The organism is Hymenobacter lapidiphilus, assembly GCF_013377885.1.
GTDB lineage: Bacteria > Bacteroidota > Bacteroidia > Cytophagales > Hymenobacteraceae > Hymenobacter > Hymenobacter lapidiphilus.
In genome coordinates this window covers 95,637-116,630 of the sequence record NZ_JABKAU010000006.1, presented here as the reverse complement: position 1 = coordinate 116,630, position 20,994 = coordinate 95,637, and the positions used below count along the sequence as shown (strand labels likewise).

The window sequence follows — 20,994 nt, the reverse complement described above, 5'->3', positions numbered from 1 at the left end:
CAGAGGAAGGAAAAACTAGAAGGTTACGCGCAACGAGGCTCCATAAGAGCGGAGCTGCGGCAATGCCACGTACTCTAGGCCCTGGAAGTTACCCGCTCCTCCAATGCTGGTCTCGGGGTCGAAGTTGGGGTAATCCGTAATCAGGAACAGGTTCCGGCCGATTAACGACACCGAAGCGGCACTGAATACTTTCGACTTCGTTACCAGCGACTGGGGCAAGCTATAGCTCAGCGAAACTTCGCGTAACCGGACGAAATCGGTGCTGTAAATGTTCGACTCGGTGATACCGTCCAGCGCGAACTGCCAGTAATCCTGGTCGCGCTTGATAACCGTAGTATTCGGAGCGTAGCTTACGTTGCCAGCTGCATCCACCGTTTCAGTTACACCGTCGAATACGAAATCCGACTCGCGGTCTTCCGTTATCTTATCCATGCCGTAGAGCTTGGCCAGGCGGGTGTTACCGGCGTAAGCTTGGGCACCCTGGCGCGTATCCACCTGCACCAGCAGGCTCAGGTTCTTGAAACTGAAAGTATTGGTTAGGCCCAGCTCAAACTTCGGCTGCACGGTGCCAATTACGCCCAGCTCATCATCAGCCATCGGGTAGCCATCACTATCAACTACAATGGCTCCGGCGGGGTTGCGCTTGAAGCGGGTACCATAGAGCACGGGATACAGGTTGTTGAGCTGCGCCCGAACACTCGGCTCGACGAAGCCGCCCAGGAAAATGTTGTCAACGCCTTCAGCCAACGAAACCACTTTGTTGCGGTACTGCGTGAAGTTGGCCGTCAGGTTCCAGTTGAAACCTTCCGCACTCTGGAAAGGCGTTACGCCCAGCACGATTTCATTGCCGGTCGAGCTCATCTCGCCCGAGTTGATGAAGCGCTGAGTAAAGCCGGTCGAAGGAGCTGCCGGTACCGAGAAAATCTGACCAACAATGCGCTGCGTGAAGTACGTGTAGTCAACCGTAACACGGTTGTTGAGGAAACGCAGATCAGCTCCGACTTCGTAGGTTTTCAGGTTTACCGGCTCCAAGTCCTGAGTCCGCAGGATGTCGCTCTGGCTCAGGCCCACCTGCCCGTTGAAGGGGAAGTTGATACCGTCGCTGAGGAAGCCGCTGTCAGCACCACCACGCGCGAAAATGGTGCGGGTCGAGTAAGGGCCAGGCGCTTGGGCTGCTTCGGCATAGGAGCCGCGCACCTTGGCGAAGGTAACGACGTTCTGTGGGATGTTAAATGCCTCCGTTAGTACAAAGCCCAAACCTACCGAGGGATACAGCAGTTTCCGGTTTTCCGGCTCCAAGGTGGAGAAGTAGTCTTGCCGGAGCGAGCTGTTCAAGAACAGCATGTCTTTATACGATGCAATCAGGTTGCCGAAGAAACCTACCGTGCGCGTACGGCTCAGGGTTTCGGCAGTAGTCTGCGTAATGGTAGAACCGATGTTGCGCAGGCCCCCAATGGTGATGCCCTGGCCGAGCATGTTTTGGAAACGGTTGGTGATGTTGTAAAACTCGTTACCAACCAGCACATTAAGGTTGATATCCTCAGTCAGGTTCTTGTTGAAGGAGAGGTTGACGTTGGAGTTTACCTGCGACTGGATAACCGAATAGTCGTTTACCTGACCACCCGAAGGCGTAGCGGTACGACCACCCGTGAAGCCTGAGCCTAGGTCATATACCTCCTTGCCTTGGGTCGTATACTGATCGACGCCGATACGGTAATTGAGCGTGAGGAAGTCGGTGAACTTGTAGCTCGAATTAACGTTGCCGAACACGCGGTTCGTCTTCTCGTTGAAGTAGTTATGCTTCAGCGCCCAGCGCGGGTTATCTATTGCTGCCCGATAGTGAATCTGGTTGTAGATGTTGTTGGGATTCTCGAACGGGATACCCCACAAGTCGTAGCTGCGCGGGGCGTAGTACGTAGTAAAGAGCGGGTTGGAGAGGTTTGAGCCGGCCGGCAGCTTGTCAATGTCCAAGTCGGAGTAGTTGAGCGAAGCACCAACAGTAAGCTTAGGCGTTACCTTGAAATCGCCGCTTACTTTGGCCGTGTAGCGCTGCATTCCCGTCGTTGGGATAATACCGCTCTGGTTGGTATAACCCAGGCCCACCGCATAGTTGCCAAACGTACCGTTGCCGGCCAACGAAAGGCTGTGGTTCATGGTGTGGCCCGTGCGGAACAGCGGCTTCACGTTGTCATACGCCTTGCCCGGTACCAGTGGCTTACCACCCTTATCCAGCACAGTTGGGTCGAGGGCAGTCAGGCGTGGTCCCCACGAGAGGGACGTGTTAGCATTGAAAGCTCCGCCGCTACCCTGTGCGTAAGTGCTCTGCAGATCGGGGAGTACCGAAGGAGAATCGAAGGAATAGTCGGTTGCGTAGCTCACCTGGGCGGGCTTACCGATACCGGCGCCCCGCTTGGTGGTAATGAGGATAACACCATTAACCGCCCGGTTGCCGTAGAGGGCAGCAGCGGCGGCACCTTTCAGTACCGAAATGTTTTCAATATCATTCGGGTTGATGTCGAGTGCCCGGCTCGAAGCGTCGGTACCCGAAACGCCACCGCTGAAGTCGGAATTGCTTTCAATCGGTAAACCATCTACTACGTACAGGGGCTGATTCTGGCCACTGAAGAAACGGCTACCCCGGATGGTAACCTGCGAAGAAGAACCTGGCATACCACTCGACGAGCGCACCGTAACACCCGCTACTCGACCCTGTAGGGCGTTGGTAACGTTAGGCTGGCCTGCCTGCACGAGGTTTTCGCCCTGCACCTCCTGCACGGTATAAGTCAACTCCTTTTTATCTCGCTCGATACCGAAGGCAGTAACTACTACTTCGCTCAGCTGCTTCGAGTCGGCCGAAAGGCCTACGGAAACCTGGCTGTCGGTGCCGATTTGCCGCTCTACGGAAACGAAACCGATAGAACTGAACACCAGGGTACCGCCCGTAGTTGGTACTGTCAGTGTGTACGAACCATCGGAGTTGGTTGAAATGCCGTTGCTGGAGCCCTTCAGCAGGACGGTAACTCCTGGCAAGCCTTCGCCGGTGCCCCGGTCGGTAACCCGACCTGAAACTGTTCTGGTCTGTGCTGCTACCTGCGTGGCGGAAAAAGCCACCAGCGGTAAGACAGAGAATAGAAATTTCTTCATGGAAAATGAAAAATTAAAAAAAGTACGAAGAAGGGTTGGGTGAGGTGGAATTAAGAAGAATTGTCTTCTGCGAGGGTGCTAATATATGGAGTTATAAAGAGAATGAACCATTTTTCAGGCGACTAATTCTGAAATTCGAGTGAATGGTGGTGTTCTTCGACAGAGTGCCAGACGAGAGCGGACAATTGCTAAGTCATTGTCTATAATCCTATAAGCCTTGTTTCCTTATATGGTCGTTTTGCAATTCATGAATTTTGTTGTGGATATACAATAGCTATTGGACTTAAAACTTGACAGGTAGTGTGAAGCTCCATCATCAAACTACCTGCCTATGGCTGCTTAAACATAACTCCTGCGCTTGCATAGTGGGCGACATAGCAAAAGAGCCTCTTCAACTAAGAAGAGGCTCTTTTGCTATGTCGCCCACAAGCTTTCAAACTACTACCAACTGGTCCATTTTAAATGAGAATTGAGCAGTCAGATAGAAATGGTCTAGTGGCTGTCCGACAGATAATCTGTGCTGTGCTTCTAGCTGTTCTAGTAGCCAGGGTTCTGCCTGATATTCGGGTTGTTGATGGTTTCCCGCAGCGGAATAGGCAGCAACAGACGGTTGGCATCAGGAACGCCCAATACCTGCTGGGCCCTGCCCGTACGAATCAGGTCAAACCAACGGTGTCCTTCCATTGCCAGTTCTACCCGGCGCTCCTGATAGATAGCCGTCAGCAAATCAGCTTGGCCGAGAGCAACCCGTACAGGCAAACCGGCCCGTACCCGGATACGGTTGAGCAGGATCAGCGACTCTGCCAGTTTACCCTGCTGGGCTTTCGCCTCGGCGCTGGTCAGAATCATCTCTGCAAGGCGAATGGCGCGGAAGTTATCGGTGCCGTTACCAGCATCGGTGTATTTAATGCCTACGTTGGCCGGAACCGCACGGCCAGCTACTAGGAACGTGCCGTTGGAGATAGAAGCCGGACGCCGGGTATCCCCGGTTTCATAAGCAGCTCGCAGTGCCGGGCTTGGCGTAATTTCATTCCGGCCACCCGATGCCTGTGGGAAGTAGAAGAAGGCAAACTGGCTCTGGTTCTGAATGTCGAATTGTACTTCGAAGATTGATTCAGACGTGTTTTTGTTGTCGTAGATGCTCCGGTAGGAGGGCTGCAACGCGAAAAGAGGGCTGGCAATAACCTGGTCGGCCAAACGCTCTGCCTCGGCCCACTGCTTCTCATATAGGGATAAGCGCGCCTTCAGTGCCCGGGCAGACCAAATCGTAGCCCGGCCAGTGTTCTGGGCTGGCAAGTACAATACAGCTGAATCAAGGTCAGCCTTGATTTGTGTGTACACATCGGCAACCGGTGTGCGGGCCAGATTAAGCGAGCCGTCGGGCGCAGTCGTAGGCGTCAGGCTCAGCGGAACAGCACCCCAGAAGCGAGTCAGGTCGAAGTAGTTGTAGGCGCGGACGAACCGTGCTTCAGCAACCAATCGCCGCCGGGTAGCCAGCGGAATGGCAGTGATGGGCGGAGCGTAGGCAATTACATTGTTCGAGCGATTGACTCCCACGTAGAGCGCAGCCCACAAATTGGTTATGTCTACGTTATCGGGCAGGATGTTGTATCCATCAATCTGCGCGAAAGTAGGGAACGTACCAATGTGGTCCACGTCGTCGCTGGCTAGGTCAGCAAATGCCGGGTAGCGCAGCCCGTAGTAGTTAGCACTGGTGAAAGCGCCGTAGGCACCGATGGTAGCGGCGTTGGCACCAGCAGCATCAACAAACACCTGATCTGCCTGCAGTGAGTTGGCTGGTTTAAGGTCCAGGGTCTTTTCGCAACTGGTCGCAAGGCCAAGTAGGCCCAGCATGGTCAGACGGACGGAATATTTAGAAAATTGCATGAGCAAAAGAAGTAGTCAGTTAATGAAGACGATTAAAACCCGAGGTTCACGCCAACTTGGTACACGCGGGCTTGTGGGAAGGTCAGGAAGTCGGTGCCCAGGGCAGTGTTCGTGCCACTGAAGGTGTTAACTTCCGGATCCAGGCCGGAGTAGTCAGTGAACGTCAACAGGTTTTGTCCTGCCAAGTAAATACGAGCCGAACGCAGACGAGCGGCGTTGGCAACACTTGCAGGCAAGTTATAGCCCAGGGTTATGGTTTTCAGACGAGCGTACGAACCATCTTCCAGCCACCGGTCCGAAGTACGGCGGTTGTTGTTAGGGTCGTTCCAGGCAGCGCGTGGAACGTCGGTGTTGGTATTGGTCGGCGTCCAACGGTCAAGTACCCGGGCAATCTGGCCAAACTGACCGTTCATGCCTTCTCCAAAGGCGCGGGTGTTGTTGTAAATTTCGTTGCCTTTCGAGAATTGAAAGAGGAAGCTCAGGTCAATTCCTTTGAAGTTGAACGTGTTGGTAATGCCGCCAAAGAAGTCTGGCTGGGCACTGCCCATAATCTCCTGATCGGCGGTGGTAATTACCCCATCACCGTTAAGGTCTTTAAACCGGATGTCACCGGGCCGGGTACCATTGACGGCATTGGTATTAGCCACCTGGTAAGCAGCGTTCGGGTTACCGGTTGCTAAACGGGCGGCAGCATTCAGGGTATTGATTTCGTCCTGCGTCTGGAAAATTCCGTCGGTGCGGAATCCCCGGAACGAACCAAGTGGGCTTCCTACTGCTACCCAGCTGGCAAAACCAGCTGCGAATGGCTGGTTATCAACCAACTCTGTTACCTCGTTGCGAATGAAGGAGATGTTGAAGTTGGTAGACCAGGTGAATTTGTCACCCACGATGTTATTAGACGTCAGCGAAAGCTCGATACCACGGTTGCGCAAAGCACCGATGTTATCGGTGATGGATGCAAAGCCCGAGGAAAGTGGCAGCTGACGGTTGAGCAACAGCTTGTCGGAGTTGTTCTGGAATACGTCGGCATCAATCAGGAACCGGTTGTTGAGCAAGCCGATGTTGATACCGATGTTGGCCATCTTGTTTTCCTCCCATGTCAGGCTGGGGTTAGCCAACTGGGTTGGGGCCAGGCCCGGAGTCTGCAGGTAGTTTGCCGTGCCGCCGCTGCCGAACAGGCCGCGGGAGGCGAAGTTGCCAATTTCGAAGTTACCCGTAACGCCGTAGCTACCCCGGATTTTCAGTTCGCTCAGAATGGCGTTGTCTTTCAGGAACTCTTCCTGGCTGATCCGCCAGGCTACCGAGCCGCTTGGGAAGTAACCCACACGGTTGCCCGAGCCAAAGCGCGAGGAGCCGTCGGCCCGGAACGAGCCCTGGATGATGTACTTGCTCTTGTAATCGTACTCCAAGCGAGCGAAGCCCGACTGCAGGTTGTAGAACGTCTGGTCGGAAGAGGCCTCCGTTTTAACGGCACCCGAACCAAGGGTTAGAATACCGTTGCCGGCGAAATTGGTTGCCGTAGCCTGAATGCCTTCCTGCGTCCAACGCTGGTAAGCGTAACCAACAACCGCGTTGATGGTGTGAGCGTCGGCCAGCGTTTTTGTGTAGCCTAGCGTGGTTTCGTTGAGCCAGCTAGCACTGGTGCGGAAGTTGCTAATACCCTGGCCGTTGGCGGCCTGGCCCTGTATCAGCGTGCTCGGGATATAGAAGTCCTCCTTCAGACCCAAGTAGTCAAGACCGAAGCTGGTACGCAGCCGCAGGTTGTCAATGGGTTCCACTTCCAGGTACGTGTTGCCAATCAGGCGATTGTTGCGCGAGTTGAACGTAGGCAGTGAAGCGGAGGCTACCGGATTTTCTACCGAGGAGAAGGGGTCGCGGGCAAACGTGCCATCCGCAGTGCGCACTGGCGTCTGAGAGCCCAGCAGCAGGGCTCCGCTCACGATACCGTAGATGTTGTTGTCGTTCTGGATCCGGGTGGCCAGCGAACGGCTGCCCGACATGTTCATGCCAACCTTTACCCGCTCGGTTACTTTATTTTCGAGGTTGAGTCGGGCACTGCCCCGGCGGAAGCTCGAACCGATTACAATACCCTCCTGATCGAAGAAAGTACCGCTAAGCAGGAAGCGCGTTTTGGCGTCGCCGCCCGAAACCGTACCGGTGTAATTGGAAATACGGGCATCACGGAAAATTTCGTCCTGCCAGTTGGTATCAGCGTCTGTGAAGAGCGTCTGAAGAGCTGGGTTGGCAACGGTGGTTACATAACGCGGAACCAGTCCTACATTAGTACGAGCCTCGTTGATCAATTCCTGCGCCTGCTGGCCATTCAGCACGTCCAGCTTGTTGGTCGTCTGCTGAATACCGGTGTAGTAGTTGAAGTCAACTTTGGTTTTGCCAGCCGTGCCCTGCTTGGTCGTGATAAGTACAACCCCGTTGGCTCCACGCGAACCGTAGAGCGCTGCCGCTGCTGCGTCTTTCAGCACCGAGATAGAAGCAATATCCTGCGGGTTGATGTCGGTCAGCGCATTCAGCTGCTGGTTGCCTACGCCGATGTTGGAGAAGCTACCGGTCGTGACAGGTACACCATCCACTACATACAGCGGATCGCTGCCTCCCGAGATAGAGTTGTTGCCCCGGATTCGCACCGATACGCCGCCACCGGGCGTACCCGAGTTTTGGGTTACTAGCACACCCGCGGCTCTGCCCTGCAGTGCTTGGTCGGCACCTGTAACGGGCTGCGTTTCAAACTGCTTGGCATCAATTGTCGCAATGCTGCTGGTAAGAAGCTCTTTGTTCTGAGCGCCGTAGGCTACCACAACAACCTCACTCAACTGGCGGCTGTCGGTGGCCAAACCAATGTTCACTTGGTTCTGAGTGCCAATAGGTTGCTCAACCGATATAAAGCCTACGGAACTGAACACCAGTGTTCCGCCCGTAGCAGGTACGGTCAAAGTAAACGTTCCATCGGAGTTGGTTGATACTCCGTTCGTAGTTCCTTTCAACAGCACGGTAACGCCGGGCAAGCCCGAGCCGCTGGCCCGATCAGTAACATTGCCAGAAATTGTTCTGGTCTGCGCAAATGCCTGCGAAGCCGAAAAAGCTAACAGCGGCAGTGCGACGAGTAGGGGTTTGTTCATGAAAAGAAAGAAGTAAGTGAAGCAAAATTGTGCTCGACTAAGAGTCGATCATTTGCTAAAAATATACATGAATTAGTGATTTGCTAGCAAATTGCCCTAAAAAAGACAGATTATTAGATAAACAGATAGTTTTTGCCCGTGAATGGTAGTGAATACTCTCCATCTTAAGGTGAGGAGAGCAATATGCACAAGGCTACAGCTGCTCCCGAAACAGTGCCAGGGTCCGGCCCCAGGCCTGGGCCGCTGCCTGGGCATTGTAGCGGGCGGGCGAGGTGTCGTTGTTGAAAGCGTGGTTCACGCCTTCGTACACGAACTGCTCGTACTTGGCCCCAGCCGCCTGCAGGGCCGCCTGCCAGGCGTCTTTGCCCGCATTCACCCGCTCGTCGAGGGCCGCATAGTGCAGTAGCAGGTGCGCTTTGACGCTGGAGGCTTCTGCGGCGGGCGGTTGCGTGCCATAATACGCTACGGCAGCGTTTAGCTGGGCATCGTGCACGGCGAGGCGGTTGGCCAGCGCCCCGCCCCAGCAGAAGCCCACGCAGCCAGTGCGGCCGTTGCTGCCGGGGTGCTGGCGTAGGTAGGCAAGGGCGGCCAGGTAGTTGGTCAGCGTCTGGTCTTTATTCAGCTTACCGATGAGAGTGCGTCCTTCATCTTCGTTGGTCGGGGTGCCGCCGAACTCCGACAGCCCATCGACGCCCAGGGCCAGATAGCCCGCCTCGGCCACGCGTCGGGTTATATCCTTGATGTGCGGCGTGAGGCCCCGGTTTTCGTGAATGACGACTACGGCACCGCGCTTTTTCCGGCCTTTTGGGTGTACCAGGTACCCCTTCATAGTAACGCCGGCCGCGCCCGGCCAGGTTACGGTTTCTTCGCGCAGGCCGGCGGCCGCGGCCGGCGCAGTGGCGGCACTGGCGTAGCCCGGTTCCAGCACAGCCAGCGCAGCTGCCGCCAGAGCCGTGCTGCCGGCTAACTTCTGAAGCCGGTCCAGAAAGTCGCGGCGGCTGAGCGGGGCGTGGGTGTACTCGTCGAAGAGTGTGATGATACGTTGGTCCATGGGGCGGGGGGGAATGTGGGAATGGGAAAGGTAACGAATTCGAGGACAGGTTTTCGGTCGTTCGCGACCGGGTTTCCGGCACTCGCCCGATTTTTCCGGCACTCACGCGAAAACGCCTGCTTTCGGTCCTGCCGGCCTGCACCTTTGGCCCATCATCAACCCAACGCCTTACCCATATGGACACTCAGAAACTGGCCCGCGACGTGAAATTCCTGAAAGCTTACGCTCTGGGCGCTACCCTGCTGCCGGCGGTGGCGCTGCTGTGCGCTTTCGGCAAGCCCGACAAGCCCACGCGCTTCGGCGAAATCAACGTCGAGCGCATCAACCTAGTGGAGCGCGACGGCACCGTGAAGATGATCATGAGCAACAAGGAGCGGTTTCCGCAGGGAGTGACCATCGACGGCCAGCACATCGACTATGCCCGCACCAACCCCGGCATGCTCTTTTATAATGAGAAGGGCGAGGAATGTGGTGGCCTCATCTTCGGCGGCAAGAAGGATAAGGACGGCAAGGTATCGGCCGGCGGCCACCTCTCGTTCGACCGGTTCGGGCAGGACCAGGTAATTGTGCTCAACTACCAGCAGCAGGGCAGCGGCTACCAGGCCGGCCTCACTTTCAGCGATGCCCCTGAAGAGTCGATGGCGGTAACGGAAGCGAAGTACAAGAATGCCACGCCCGAAGAGCAGAAGCAGGCCAATCGGGAGGGGAAACTCGGGTTGCAGCGCCGCATGTTCGTGGGTACTACCGTGGGCCGCTCGTCGGCGCTGGTAATGGCCGACCAGCGGGGCGAAACCCGCCTGATGCTGGTGGCCAACAACGACCAGTCGCTGCTCGACTTCAAGGACAGCCAGGGCCGCACCCGCCTCAGTATTGGGGTTGATAAGAACAACCAGCCAGTGCTGCGCTTCCTGGATGAGCAGGGCCAGGAAGTGAAGCCGGCCCCAGCGGCCAAATAGCGGCGCGGGGCGTATCTTTTCGGCCGGTTATGCGCAAGTCCATCTGGTTTTACGGGTTTCTGCTTGGGCTGGCCACGCTGCTGGCGCTCTTCACGCGCCTGACGCTAGCGGGCCGGGCCGAGGACTTTCACCTGTACCCGGATGCGCCCTTCTGGCTGTTTCTGCAAACGCTGCTCATCGTTTATCTGCTTGATAAGCTGGAACTGCGAGCCCGGCAGCGCCAGCAGGCAGTAGAAGGAGCTGGCTATTACCTACGGCTGCTGCTGGGCGGCGGGCTGCTGTATGCGCTGCTGATTCAGGCACTGAGCCTGGCCGTGAGCTTTGGCTTTAGCTGGCTGCCGGCGGGCCGACCCTTCGCGTGGGACTGGTACCGGCTGGGTCGGGGGCTGTTTCTGGACTTGTTCTTCTACCTGCTGGTGGGTGGCATTTACCTGCCGTTTCTGTATCAGCAGCATGCGGCCCGACTGCGGCTGGAGCTGGAGCAGCTGGAGAAGGAGGCCACCCAGGCCCGGCTGCGGGCCCTGCAGCAGCACGTTGATCCGCACTTCCTGTTCAACAATCTTAACATACTGGCCGCCCTCATCGAGCCGGAAAACACCGCCGCCCACGACTACGTGACGCACCTAGCCAGCCTTTACCGCTACTTGGTGCGCACCCGGCAGCTCGATGCCGTGCCGCTGACTGAGGAACTGGCCTTCCTGCGCGACTATCAGTTTCTGTTACAGCGTCGGTTTGGGGCGGCGTATGCGTTCGAGGAGGACATACGGGTGCCTACTGCCGAGTTAGGAAACCTGCTGATTCCGCCTGGGGTCGGGCAGGAGCTGCTTACCAACGCCCTCAAGCACAACCTGGGCAGCCGCGCCTGGCCGCTACGGGTGCAGCTTATAATAACGGCCACCAGCCTGGAAGTGCGCAACGCCCGCCAGCTCCGGCCCGTGCCCGCGCCGGGCGAAGGCAGCGGCCTGGCCGGCCTGCGCGCCCGGTTGGCCTTGCTGCACGATGTGCCGGTGCGGGTGGAGGAGTCGGCGGAGTGGTTTAGCGTAACGCTGCCGCTGAGCCGGCTGGCCCCGGTGCCGGCGTAAAGGCCGTTCCCAATCTAAAACTCTGCCACTGCCCATGCTCCGTTTGCTGCTCATCGAAGACGAGGAACCCGCCCTCGACCAGCTCCGCCGCTTTGCCCTGCGCTACAACCCCGCGGCCACCATCGTGGGCGAGTGCCAGGAGGTCAGCGAGGCCGCCGACTTCCTGCGCCAGCATCCGGCGCCCGACCTCATTCTGTCGGATATTGAGCTGCTTGATGGCAATGTGTTCCAGCTGTTTGGGCAAGTAGCCGTCAATAGTCCCATCATCTTCGTTACGGCCTACGACTCGTTTCTGGTGCAGGCCTTCGAGCAGAACGGCATTGCTTATGTGCTTAAACCGGTGCAGTACGCCCAGTTTGCGGCCGCCATGCAGAAGTTCGAGCGGTTGCGCCAGTCGTTTCAGGGGTCGGCGCTGCAGCAGCTGGCCGCTACGCTGGGCGGCGGCGTGGCGGCCTCGGTGGTGGCTCCGGCCTACAAGCAGCGCCTCGTGAGCAAAACCCGCCAGGGCCTGTACCTGCTGGATGTGGCCGAACTGCATTACTTCCAGCTGCGCAACGGCGTTACGCATGCCTTCGATGCGCAGGGCAAGAGCTTCGTGCTCAACGAAAGCCTGACCCAGCTCGAAGCCCAACTCGATCCGGCGCAGTTCTTCCGGCTCAACCGCGCCGAAATGGTGCAGCTCAGCGCAATTGAGCGGCTCGAACCCTATTTCAATGATACGCTGGTGGTGCATCTGAAAAGCGCCGGCGTGGCTCTCACGGCCAGCACCCACCGTACGCCCGAACTGCGCCGCTGGGTGGGCCTCAAGTAAGGGCTGCCGGCTATTATTCCTCCTCCCGATTAACGGTAGCTGGGCTGAAAGCAGGCACGCAGATGGACCAGTACTCGCACTCGGCGTCGAAGGGGTTGGAGTAGCGCACCCGTGCCCCGGCCTTAATCAGCAGCGACTCGCCGGCACTTAGCTCCACTACATCACCGTCAATCTCAAACCGCTTGCGGCCGCGTACGACAATCGTTACCTCGTCGAACTCGGGGCGCTGGTGGGGCTCGCTCCACTGGGGCGGGGCCACCATGTGGGCCACGCTGTACTTGGCAGTACCGGTGCTGGCTTGGCCGATGTGCTCCTCAATGAGCTTGCCATCGGTGGTGGGCACTATAAAGGGGTTCTGCTGGCGGAAATAGCGTTTTTCAGACATTAGTAAAAGCTGGTGAAGGATTAGTTGGTCCGGCCGGGGCACTCGCCAGGGGTGGAGCTGGTTACGCCGGCATTGGTGGCCTGGCAGGCGTTGCCGTAGGTTTTGCCGTCGCAGCCGCACACCGGGTCGTATTGCATGGTGCAGGCCGCATCGGGCCGGATTTTGGCCGGGTCGATACAAAGCGGATCGGCGGCGGTGGTAGGGGAGCTGCGCTGGCAGGCCACAAAAGCCGGTAGCAACAGCAGGCAGCAAAACAGTCGGGTAAACATGGCGCGAAGATAAGGGAGGAGCCTGGAGACAGTAACACAGCTACTACGATAGTATAGCCACTTTGGTATCTTTCCAATCGATTTTTCGGCCTGCATATAACCCCGCCCGCCCGGCTTCGTATAGGGAGCCATAACCAGAGGCTAGGGGCAGCAGTTATGCGCCTCGCTTCCGTTCCTTCTGAATCTCTATTTCCAACCTTTCTCTCCACAACATGTCGCATTACGAAGAAGACAACTCGGGTAAAATTCTCCTCGCTGCTATTGCCGGTGCTGGCGCCGGTATCATTGCGGGCCTCCTGATGGCTCCTGATAAAGGCAAAGCTACCCGCGACAAGCTCGGCAGTGCTGCTACCAAATACAGCGGCCAGCTCGGCGACCAGCTCTCCAAGTACGGCGAAGACCTCGACTCCAAGTTCAAAGGCTACATCGAAAAGCTCGAAGACATGGGCCTGACCGGTGCTGGTGGCAGCCTGAAGCTGAAAGGCAACTGGGACGACCTGAAAGGCAAGCTGAAGCAGCAGTATGCGCAGCTGACCGATGAGGACCTGACCTACGCCGAAGGCAAAGGTGACGAGTTGATTGGCCGTCTGCAGACCAAACTCGGCAAAGCCAAGAACGAAGTAGTAAAGATGCTCAACGACCTGTAGGTCGAGCTTCATTACAACAAAAGCCCCGGTCGAAATTTCGGCCTTGTCCTTACCCAAAACTTAAGAAGAGCGCTGGCCAGTAGGCCGGCGCTTTTTTTGTGGCTTACTCCTGCCGTAGTTGCGCCGCCATCTGTACGCCTTCGACGAGCAGGCGCAAGCTCATCCGGCCGAGCCAGAGGGTTTGCCAGCCAGGCGGCCCATCGCCCTTGCGACCCAGGTGGCCGCCGAGCGCGGCCAAGGCCAGCCAGACGGCGTGCACGCTGGTCAGGGGCCGTCGGTGCTGGTGACGCAGCACCCGTAACTCAGTCGCCGTCAGCCCGGCCACCTCGGCGGGTAAGTCCAGCTCCAAGCGGCTTTTCTCGCGCAGATCCACCAGCGCCACCACACTGAGCAGGGCCACGGCCGCGAACAGGCGGGCGGCCGTCTGCAGTTGCAGTTTTTCGGCGCCCAGACCCGTTTTCAGGGCTTTGTGAAAGTCCTCGATCAGCCAGCGGCTCGTGTACTGGCGCACGCAGCTCAGGGCCTGGGCCAGGTTGCTTACCGGCTGGTCGCTGAGCAGCAGCCATTCCAGGCCAGGCCCTGCTTCGGCGTCCGTCGCTTCCCAGACCCGCACCACGCTGGCCGGCACCGGCGCACCCTTGCCCGTGGCCCCGCCCGGCCGTTGCGGGGCCCGCAAGGCCAGTACCGGCGTGAAACTCACCTGCAACACCCCTTCCCGCGCCGGCTGGCGCGGCCGTCCCCGCAACGCCAGCGGCACACTACCGGCACAGGGCTGAGCGCGGGCCAGCTCAAACAAGCGACCGGCGGGCAGTTTGTCTGGCCCGGCCACCAGGGCCCGGTCCTGGGCCGCGCGCACCACGAAGCCCAGACCCTGGGCCCGGCACTGCTGCAAATGCGCGTAGATGTCGGCCCCGCGGTCGGCCGCCACCACCACCCAGCGCGTGCCGGCGGGCGGACGACCGACGGCGCGCAGGCTCTGGGTCCATAGCCCTGACTCGCGCACGCGGCCCTGCCGGGGCCGGGAGCCCCCGCCCGGATGTGCCCACTCGGCCTCCGGTACGGGCTGGCGCACGTGAAACTGCTGGTCGAGCAGGCCCAGCAGCGGCAGCGCGGGCCGTTTGGCGGCCGGATCGGGGTCCTCGTCGGGCCAGGCGGCGGCCACCAGCGAGTGCAGCAGCACGCCTTGGCTGTAGGCCTTGCCCTGTCCAACCGGCCCCAAACCGGCCCGGCGCTCGGCCGCTTCGGGCCAGCTCAGCTCGGTCGTATCCTCGATGAGCAGGAACGTGCCCGGCGCCTGCAGCTGCTGGCTGACCAACGCCCGGTGCGGTGCCTGCACGGCCTCGGGCGTGGTCTGCGGCTGTGCCAGCACGTGGTAGGCGGCCTTGCTGGCGTAAGCCTGGCCCTGGCTCAGGCGCGGGATGCTCGCCCCCGGCTGCCGGGCCCAGCCCGCTGCCAGCCTCACCACCCGCCGGCTGCGGCGTACTTCGCCCAGCCGCACGCCCCCAAAGTGCGTCTGCGCCCACGCCTGCGCCTCGCCAAAACCGGTCGAAATGCTCATGCTCGCAAGCTACCTACCAGCCACAAAAAAAGCGCTGACCCACCGGTCAGCGCTTCTTGAGTTTGGGTAAGGACAAGGTCCTTTTACAAGGCAGGGGCTTTTTGCGTAAACCCACCTGCCATTGCCACGTTATAAAAGCAGGTGAGCCGCAGTGGTTGCCACCGAATGCCATTATATCTCTCTACCCATGCAAGACACGAAAGGCAAAGTACTACTCTCGCTGCTGGCAGGCGCTACGGCCGGCATTATGGCCGGCCTGCTACTGGCCCCCGAAACCGGCGACGAAGCCCGCGCCGACATCAAAGAATCGGCTGGCAAACTCAACCAAGACCTGGCGAAGCTATTCAAAGAAGGTAAGGCGCGTCTGGATTCCTTCACCGGTAAGGCTCCTGCCAACTCCGGGCAGCAGGTTGCCGACCGTACGGCTGCCGATGACCTGCTTAGCTCCATGAACCAGCCTAACGGGCCTGGCGCCGGGATATAAATTATTTTTTCAGTTCCTGTAACCCTGTGCGCACTGTTGCCGTAGATCAACGTACAAGCCGCCTGAAAGATAGGTGGAGAAGCCGTTTCAGTAAAATTGCCGGCCGTTAAGCTTCTGTCAGAATCTGGTTAAATAGCCTGACAGCAAAATTAATCGTTGCCCATCGCACATTTCTGTTGTGGCCCTGCCTTGAATGGTAGGCGGTTTGTAAATAAAGAAAGCCTCTCGTCCTTATTGACGGGAGGCTTTCTTCTTTTGTACGTCTTGGTGTAAGCCAGCGAGTAGGGCAGGCATTGTACCTCCTGTCCTACTCGCTGGCTTACTACTTATTGCTCGGGGTGCGGAGTGTTTTCCGACTTTGTGTACTCCGGCTTCATCTGTGGGAAGAAGAGCACATCCTGGATGGAGTTGGAGTTGGTCATAATCATGCTCAGCCGGTCAATGCCGATGCCTAGGCCGGCCGTAGGCGGCATGCCGTATTCGAGGGCCCGCAGGAAGTCCTCGTCGAGTACCATGGCCTCGGTGTCGCCACGCTTGCCCAGCTCCAGTTGCTCCTCGAAACGGGCACGCTGGTCGATGGGGTCGTTGAGCTCGGAGAAGGCATTGCAGATTTCCTTGCCGTTGCAGATGGCTTCGAACCGCTCCACCAATCCCGGCTTGCTGCGGTGCTTTTTAGCCAGCGGCGACATCTCTACCGGATAGTCGGTGATGAACGTAGGCTGAATCAGCTTGGGCTCTACGTGCTCCCCGAAAATCTCGTCGATTATTTTGGCCTTGCCCATGCTCGGGTCGAGGCCTACTTTCAGGTCTTTGGCGGCTGCGCGCAACTCATCTTCGCTCTTGCCTTCAATGTTGAAGCCGGTGAAGTGCTCGATGGATTCGGCCATAGTGTAGCGCTTCCAAGGGCGCTGGAAGTTGATGAGGTTGTTGCCCACCTGCACCTCGGTTTTGCCGTGCAGCGCCATGGCCACGCGCTCTACCATTTCCTCCACCAAATCCATCATCCAGTAGTAGTCTTTGTAGGCTACGTACAGCTCCATCTGGGTAAACTCGGGGTTATGAAACCGGCTCATGCCCTCGTTGCGGAAGTCCTTGCTGAACTCGTACACGCCATCGAAGCCGCCCACAATCAGGCGCTTGAGATACAGCTCGTTGGCAATGCGCAGGTACAGCGTCATGTCCAGCGTGTTGTGGTGCGTTTTGAATGGCCGGGCCGCCGCGCCGCCGTACAGCGGCTGCAGAATTGGCGTTTCCACCTCCAGGTAGCCTTTGTCGTTGAGGTAGTTGCGCATGGCCTGCACCAGCTGGGTGCGTTTGATGAAGGCCTCGCGCACATGCGGGTTCACCACCAAGTCCACGTAACGCTGGCGGTAGCGCTGCTCGGGGTCGGTGAAGGCGTCGTAGGTGATTTTCTCCCCCGTGGCTTCGTCGGTGCGTTCCTTCACTACCGGCAATGGCCGCAGGGCTTTGCTAAGTACCGTCAGACCGGTTACGTGAACGGAGGTTTCGCCTACCATTGTTTTAAACACCCGGCCGGTTACCCCAATGAAGTCGCCCAAATCAAGCAGCTTCTTGAATACCGTATTGTAGAGTTCCTTGTCTTCGCCGGGGCAAATTTCGTCGCGGTTGATGTAGAGCTGAATCCGGCCCGAAGCGTCCTGCAGCTCGGCAAACGAGGCCTTGCCCTTCACCCGCATCGACATCAGCCGGCCGGCCAGGCTCACCTCCTGAAAGTTGTTGAGCTCGACGTGGTAGTTGTCGAGAATTTCCTGGGCGTAGAAGCTCACATCGAACAGCTCCGAAGGGTAGGGCTCGATGCCGAGCTGCTGGAGCTCTGTTAGTTTATTGCGCCGGATAATCTCCTGTTCGCTGAGGTGCTGCATAGGACGAGGGGGTAGCGGCCCCGCAAGGAGCGGGGCGAAGTCAGGCTGCAAAAATAGCGCAGCCTGTCCGCCTAACCTAACCCTTCATTTTGCTATTCGCTGCTCCCCTTTCAGAACGGAATAATGCTGACGCAAAAAGCGCCAACCCAGGGGGCCGGCGCTTTGGTATATATGGAGTCGGGAAGTACGAAGGACAGCTATCAACTGTCAGCTAACATAAATGGCTCAGAAATTAAGCGGCCATGCGCAGCACCGGCGTTTCGTCGTCGGTTAGTTGCGGGGTTACGCGGGTGCGTAGGCGCTCCTCCACAAACGAGTTCTGCAAGTGGCGGGGCAGCTCGGCTACCAGTTGCTCGTAGCGCTCCAGGCCCAGGGCCTTGGCCACGTAGGTTTCGTGCAGGCCGTTGAGGTAGCTCACAATATCGAGCAGCGACTGGTGGAAGAGGCTGAAGTCGATATCGGCTTCCACAAAACGCTCAATCTCGCGGCTGGTCTGCGAAATGCGCAGGCGGCCCAACAGGTCGAAGAGGGTGGTGTAGCCCAGTCGCCAGGTAATCTGCTGCCAATGCGAGGGCGTCCACTTGTCGAGCACTTTGCCGGTTTTCTGGCTGCGCAGGGCCGTGTTCGGGTTCGCCTGCACCTGCAGACGAGTAGCCTTGGCTTTAATGGTGCGAGTGGTGCGCAGAAACTGTCCGATCTGGGCCTGGGCATCTATTTCCTTGCCCGCAATCTGCAGACCGGCCTTGTAGCCGGCCAGCGGCAAACGGTGGATGCTGAAGTCGCCATAAGCCCCGGCGGCGTAAAACGAGATGGGGCGTGGGTAGGCGTTGCGCACTACCAGCCGGCCTACCTCACGGCGCACCAGAGCGGGGTTGTTGGCGCGCACGCCGGTGGTGTACAGAAAGGCCTGCAGACCGGCCATAATAGTGTGATAAGCCTGCGGGAAGGTCCAGTGCAGGGCGTTGCGCAGGTAGTCCTCGTCGCCCAGCTCGGCGGTGGCCCGCAAAGCGTATTCAGTGCTCCAGCAGGCATGCAGCATCTTGGTTATAGCCTGCACGTCGTCTTCAGTCAACTCGGCCTGGTGCGCCCGAAAATAGGGGAGGTGGCGCAGGCCACCCTGGGCGTTGTCGGCCTCCTGAATGTGGTAGTTAATGGCGAAGAAGTAATTGAGAAACACCTGGGCCGGAATCGATTTGCGCCAGGTTTCCTCGGCTTGCTTCTGCTCCTCGGTTGCGAGGGGGATAATCGGAGTTTCCATGTCTGTCGTCGTCATGATTGGTAAACCATCAGACGCAAATATAAGTTCTTGTTTGCTAAAATTATTGACACTCTATTTATTTTATTAATAATCTATTTATCAATAAGTTAAGCTAAATAAATGGCTGATCAATGTACGGTTTTTTATGCGTCTGTTTACTAAGGTAAATGGGGTTGATGGTAGGGAAACAAAAAAGCCTCCCGAACCAGAGTCCGGGAGGCTTGTATACTGGCCAATTTACGGGCCGGTAGCTTAGATTTCGTCGTGAAGTACGGCTACGGCTTCGCGCAGCGTGATATCCTTGGTAAGCGGCTTCACAAAGCGTGAGGCACGGTTCACCTTAATCGTATCAGCACCAATCTGGCGCATGTCGAAGGCCAGCGGCGCAATGGTCATGGGCTGAGCCGCATTCTGGATGGCCTCGTACTTGTCGGCCTCCACTTTGGCCAATTGCTGCTCGCTCCGGTAGCTGGCTAGCTGAAGAGACACCTTGGTGTCATCCTTCCGCTTCACCATGCGCTGCACCATTTCGGAAAGCTGCTTGAAGCTGGCGTTGCTGTTCACGCGGGCCAGGCTAGCCTGCCGCAACTTATCGATGGGCGGGTTGCCGGCCCACGGGCGGTAGCGGGCGGGCGAAATTTCGTCCCACTTCAGCGCGTATTCCTGGCTTTTTTCGCCCTGATCGAGGTAGCTATAGGCGTCGGGCAGGATAATGTCAGGCACAACACCCTTAAACTGGGTCGAGCCGCCGTTGATGCGGTAGAACTTCTGGATGGTGAGTTTGAGCGAGCCGAAAGGCTTGATGTTGTTGAACTCAGCAGGCAGGGCATCATCCAGATCGATGATACGCTGCACCGTGCCCTTGCCATACGTGCTGGCCGAGCCCATTACCACGCCGCGCTTGTAGTCCTGGATGGCAGCAGCCAGAATTTCTGAGGCCGAGGCACTGTACTTGTTTACCAGCACAATCAGCGGGCCGCTGTACTGCACCCGTGGGTCGCGGTCGTTGAGTACAGTGGCTGCGCCCTGGCTGCCACGCACCTGCACTATCGGGCCGCTATCGATGAACAGGCCCGCCATTTCCACGGCGTCCTGCAACGATCCACCGCCATTAAAGCGCAGATCGAGCACGATGCCCTTTACGTTTTCAGCTTTCAGCTTTTCCAGCTCTTTCTTTACATCAGCGGCCGAGCTACGACCCCCATTGTCGTTAAAGTCGGCGTAGAAATTAGGCAGCTTGATGTAGCCCAGTTTATCGCCGTTGTCATCGATAGTAGCCGACTGCGCGTACGTTTCCTCAATCACGACTACATCGCGAACGATGGGGATGATTTTGGTGCTGTTATCGGGCTTGCGTACCGTCAGGCGCACCTCCGTGTTCTTGCGTCCCCGAATAAGGGTAATAGCCTTATCCAAGCGCCAGCCCTCTACCGATACAGGCTCTTCGGCTCCCTGTGCTACCCGCAGAATAATGTCGCCGGCCTTCAAATCGCCCTGGCGGTACGAGGCTGAGCCGGGTACAATGTCATTAACCTTGATGTTTCCATCCTTCTCCTGCAATGTGGCGCCAATGCCCTCGAAACGGCCGGTCATGGCAATATCGAAGTCGTCCTTCTGGCGTGGGGCGAAGTACTCGGTGTGTGGGTCGTAGGTATTAGCAATTACGTTGGCGTACATAGCCAGCCGATCAGCGGCTTCGGTCTGCTCTAGGTCGTGGAAGTAGTCGTTGAAGTACTTGAGCACGCGCTTGCGGGCTTCCGCTTCCATTTGTTCGGCGTTCAGTACCGGGCTTGATACCGTTGCTTCTGAAGGCTTGGCGTTGGTGGAAGCGAGGGGCTTGTCCTTCTTTTTAGCCTGCTCATCCATTATCTCCGACAGACGCACCATCGTCTGGTACTTCAGAAACTTGCGCCATTCCTCGCGCTGAGCAGCCGGGGTAGCTGCGAAGGTGTTTTTATCGGCCTCCGTTTCAAATGTCTCAGCTACCGTGAAATCGAAAGGCTTGGCCAGAATGTCACGGTAAATTCCCTGTACATCCTTCACGCGCTGGCCCATAAGCTTGGTGCTCAGGTCGAGGTACTCGTGCGTACCGCGGATGATCTGGTTGTCGATATCGTTCTGGTACTGACGAAGCTGCTGCACATCGGTAGCCAGCAGAAACTTCTTGCTGCCATCAACGCGCTTGAGGTAAAGGTCAAATACGCGCTTGGAGAAAGCATCATCCAAGCGCTCAGGCTGGTAATGGGCCTGCGACAGCCCCTGTACCATTGCCTTGATCAGCACCTCGTCTTTCTGAAGCGGCTGCGTATCGTTGCGCCGGTAAAGCTTGTAGGAAGCCAGTACGAAAACGGCCAGCAGGACCGAAACGTAGAGGCCTATTTTAATACGGGGAGCAGACATGGAGCAGAAGAAGAGGAATGAAAAACAAGCAGATTAAGCCAGCGG

General features: G+C 57.8%; 15 protein-coding genes. 5 read left to right on the top strand and 10 right to left on the bottom strand.

All coding sequences use genetic code 11. From position 1 onward, the window contains the following. Positions 1-15 precede the first annotated feature (15 nt). The 4 genes from HW554_RS04845 to HW554_RS04830 all read right to left on the bottom strand — a co-directional run bounded on the left by HW554_RS04845 (position 16) and on the right by HW554_RS04830 (position 9,216). On the bottom strand, positions 16-3,144 hold the full coding sequence (locus HW554_RS04845) for a SusC/RagA family TonB-linked outer membrane protein (protein WP_176907326.1): 3,129 nt from the start codon (positions 3,142-3,144) through the stop codon (positions 16-18). 537 nt (positions 3,145-3,681) lie between these two features. Then, a complete protein-coding gene (locus HW554_RS04840) occupies positions 3,682-5,031 on the bottom strand; it encodes a RagB/SusD family nutrient uptake outer membrane protein (protein WP_176907324.1) in 1,350 nt (449 codons plus the stop codon). A gap of 32 nt (positions 5,032-5,063) precedes the next feature. Further along, positions 5,064-8,165: a SusC/RagA family TonB-linked outer membrane protein gene (locus tag HW554_RS04835; RefSeq protein WP_176907322.1), complete on the bottom strand. Its 3,102-nt coding sequence runs from the start codon at positions 8,163-8,165 to the stop codon at positions 5,064-5,066. 193 nt (positions 8,166-8,358) lie between these two features. After that, on the bottom strand, positions 8,359-9,216 hold the full coding sequence (locus HW554_RS04830; RefSeq protein WP_176907320.1) for a dienelactone hydrolase family protein: 858 nt from the start codon (positions 9,214-9,216) through the stop codon (positions 8,359-8,361). 176 nt (positions 9,217-9,392) lie between these two features. Here HW554_RS04830 and HW554_RS04825 point away from each other — a divergent pair, with 176 nt between their 5' ends. The 3 genes from HW554_RS04825 to HW554_RS04815 are packed head-to-tail and all read left to right on the top strand — an operon-like array spanning position 9,393 to position 12,065. Beyond that, positions 9,393-10,172 carry a hypothetical protein gene (locus tag HW554_RS04825; RefSeq protein WP_176907318.1) on the top strand — a complete coding sequence of 260 codons (780 nt, stop codon included), beginning with the start codon at positions 9,393-9,395 and terminating at the stop codon, positions 10,170-10,172. A gap of 29 nt (positions 10,173-10,201) precedes the next feature. Then, positions 10,202-11,254 (top strand): sensor histidine kinase, encoded by a 1,053-nt coding sequence (locus HW554_RS04820; RefSeq protein WP_176907316.1) that lies wholly within the window; start codon positions 10,202-10,204, stop codon positions 11,252-11,254. Between the two features lie 34 nt (positions 11,255-11,288). Further along, complete coding sequence (locus tag HW554_RS04815; protein WP_176907315.1) at positions 11,289-12,065, top strand: LytR/AlgR family response regulator transcription factor; 777 nt, start codon at positions 11,289-11,291, stop codon at positions 12,063-12,065. Positions 12,066-12,078: 13 nt separating this feature from the next. On the opposite strand, the gene HW554_RS04810 is transcribed toward HW554_RS04815, so the two are convergent. Together HW554_RS04810 and HW554_RS04805 are read right to left on the bottom strand one after the other, a co-directional pair. Next, a complete protein-coding gene (locus HW554_RS04810) occupies positions 12,079-12,450 on the bottom strand; it encodes a cupin domain-containing protein (protein WP_176907313.1) in 372 nt (123 codons plus the stop codon). Positions 12,451-12,470: 20 nt separating this feature from the next. Next, positions 12,471-12,719, bottom strand: a complete 249-nt coding sequence (locus tag HW554_RS04805; protein ID WP_176907312.1) for a Kazal-type serine protease inhibitor domain-containing protein — start codon at positions 12,717-12,719, stop codon at positions 12,471-12,473. 212 nt (positions 12,720-12,931) lie between these two features. Between HW554_RS04805 and HW554_RS04800 the strand changes: the two genes are divergently transcribed. Continuing rightward, positions 12,932-13,366, top strand: a complete 435-nt coding sequence (locus tag HW554_RS04800; RefSeq protein WP_176907310.1) for a CsbD family protein — start codon at positions 12,932-12,934, stop codon at positions 13,364-13,366. Positions 13,367-13,469: 103 nt separating this feature from the next. Here HW554_RS04800 and HW554_RS04795 read toward each other — a convergent pair whose 3' ends face one another. Next, a complete protein-coding gene (locus tag HW554_RS04795; RefSeq protein WP_176907308.1) occupies positions 13,470-14,924 on the bottom strand; it encodes an IS4 family transposase in 1,455 nt (484 codons plus the stop codon). A gap of 187 nt (positions 14,925-15,111) precedes the next feature. Here HW554_RS04795 and HW554_RS04790 point away from each other — a divergent pair, with 187 nt between their 5' ends. Continuing rightward, on the top strand, positions 15,112-15,408 hold the full coding sequence (locus HW554_RS04790) for a YtxH domain-containing protein (protein ID WP_176907306.1): 297 nt from the start codon (positions 15,112-15,114) through the stop codon (positions 15,406-15,408). A 326-nt stretch (positions 15,409-15,734) separates the two neighbouring features. Here HW554_RS04790 and lysS read toward each other — a convergent pair whose 3' ends face one another. The 3 genes from lysS to HW554_RS04775 form a co-directional block, all read right to left on the bottom strand. Further along, the gene (gene lysS / locus HW554_RS04785; RefSeq protein WP_176907304.1) at positions 15,735-17,291 is read right to left on the bottom strand and encodes a lysine--tRNA ligase; all 1,557 of its coding nucleotides are present in this window, start codon (positions 17,289-17,291) and stop codon (positions 15,735-15,737) included. A 232-nt stretch (positions 17,292-17,523) separates the two neighbouring features. Beyond that, positions 17,524-18,564, bottom strand: a complete 1,041-nt coding sequence (locus HW554_RS04780; RefSeq protein ID WP_246285105.1) for a hypothetical protein — start codon at positions 18,562-18,564, stop codon at positions 17,524-17,526. Between the two features lie 237 nt (positions 18,565-18,801). Continuing rightward, on the bottom strand, positions 18,802-20,949 hold the full coding sequence (locus HW554_RS04775) for a carboxy terminal-processing peptidase (RefSeq protein ID WP_176907302.1): 2,148 nt from the start codon (positions 20,947-20,949) through the stop codon (positions 18,802-18,804). Positions 20,950-20,994 lie beyond the last annotated feature (45 nt).

Bases quoted from the DNA above. Each gene is read 5' to 3' on its own strand.
- HW554_RS04845 (WP_176907326.1), bottom strand. From the start codon at position 3,144: ATGAAGAAATTTCTATTCTCTGTCTTACCGCTGGTGGCTTTTTCCGCC.
- HW554_RS04840 (WP_176907324.1), bottom strand. From the start codon at position 5,031: ATGCAATTTTCTAAATATTCCGTCCGTCTGACCATGCTGGGCCTACTT.
- HW554_RS04835 (WP_176907322.1), bottom strand. From the start codon at position 8,165: ATGAACAAACCCCTACTCGTCGCACTGCCGCTGTTAGCTTTTTCGGCT.
- HW554_RS04830 (WP_176907320.1), bottom strand. From the start codon at position 9,216: ATGGACCAACGTATCATCACACTCTTCGACGAGTACACCCACGCCCCG.
- HW554_RS04825 (WP_176907318.1), top strand. From the start codon at position 9,393: ATGGACACTCAGAAACTGGCCCGCGACGTGAAATTCCTGAAAGCTTAC.
- HW554_RS04820 (WP_176907316.1), top strand. From the start codon at position 10,202: ATGCGCAAGTCCATCTGGTTTTACGGGTTTCTGCTTGGGCTGGCCACG.
- HW554_RS04815 (WP_176907315.1), top strand. From the start codon at position 11,289: ATGCTCCGTTTGCTGCTCATCGAAGACGAGGAACCCGCCCTCGACCAG.
- HW554_RS04810 (WP_176907313.1), bottom strand. From the start codon at position 12,450: ATGTCTGAAAAACGCTATTTCCGCCAGCAGAACCCCTTTATAGTGCCC.
- HW554_RS04805 (WP_176907312.1), bottom strand. From the start codon at position 12,719: ATGTTTACCCGACTGTTTTGCTGCCTGCTGTTGCTACCGGCTTTTGTG.
- HW554_RS04800 (WP_176907310.1), top strand. From the start codon at position 12,932: ATGTCGCATTACGAAGAAGACAACTCGGGTAAAATTCTCCTCGCTGCT.
- HW554_RS04795 (WP_176907308.1), bottom strand. From the start codon at position 14,924: ATGAGCATTTCGACCGGTTTTGGCGAGGCGCAGGCGTGGGCGCAGACG.
- HW554_RS04790 (WP_176907306.1), top strand. From the start codon at position 15,112: ATGCAAGACACGAAAGGCAAAGTACTACTCTCGCTGCTGGCAGGCGCT.
- lysS (WP_176907304.1), bottom strand. From the start codon at position 17,291: ATGCAGCACCTCAGCGAACAGGAGATTATCCGGCGCAATAAACTAACA.
- HW554_RS04780 (WP_246285105.1), bottom strand. From the start codon at position 18,564: ATGACGACGACAGACATGGAAACTCCGATTATCCCCCTCGCAACCGAG.
- HW554_RS04775 (WP_176907302.1), bottom strand. From the start codon at position 20,949: ATGTCTGCTCCCCGTATTAAAATAGGCCTCTACGTTTCGGTCCTGCTG.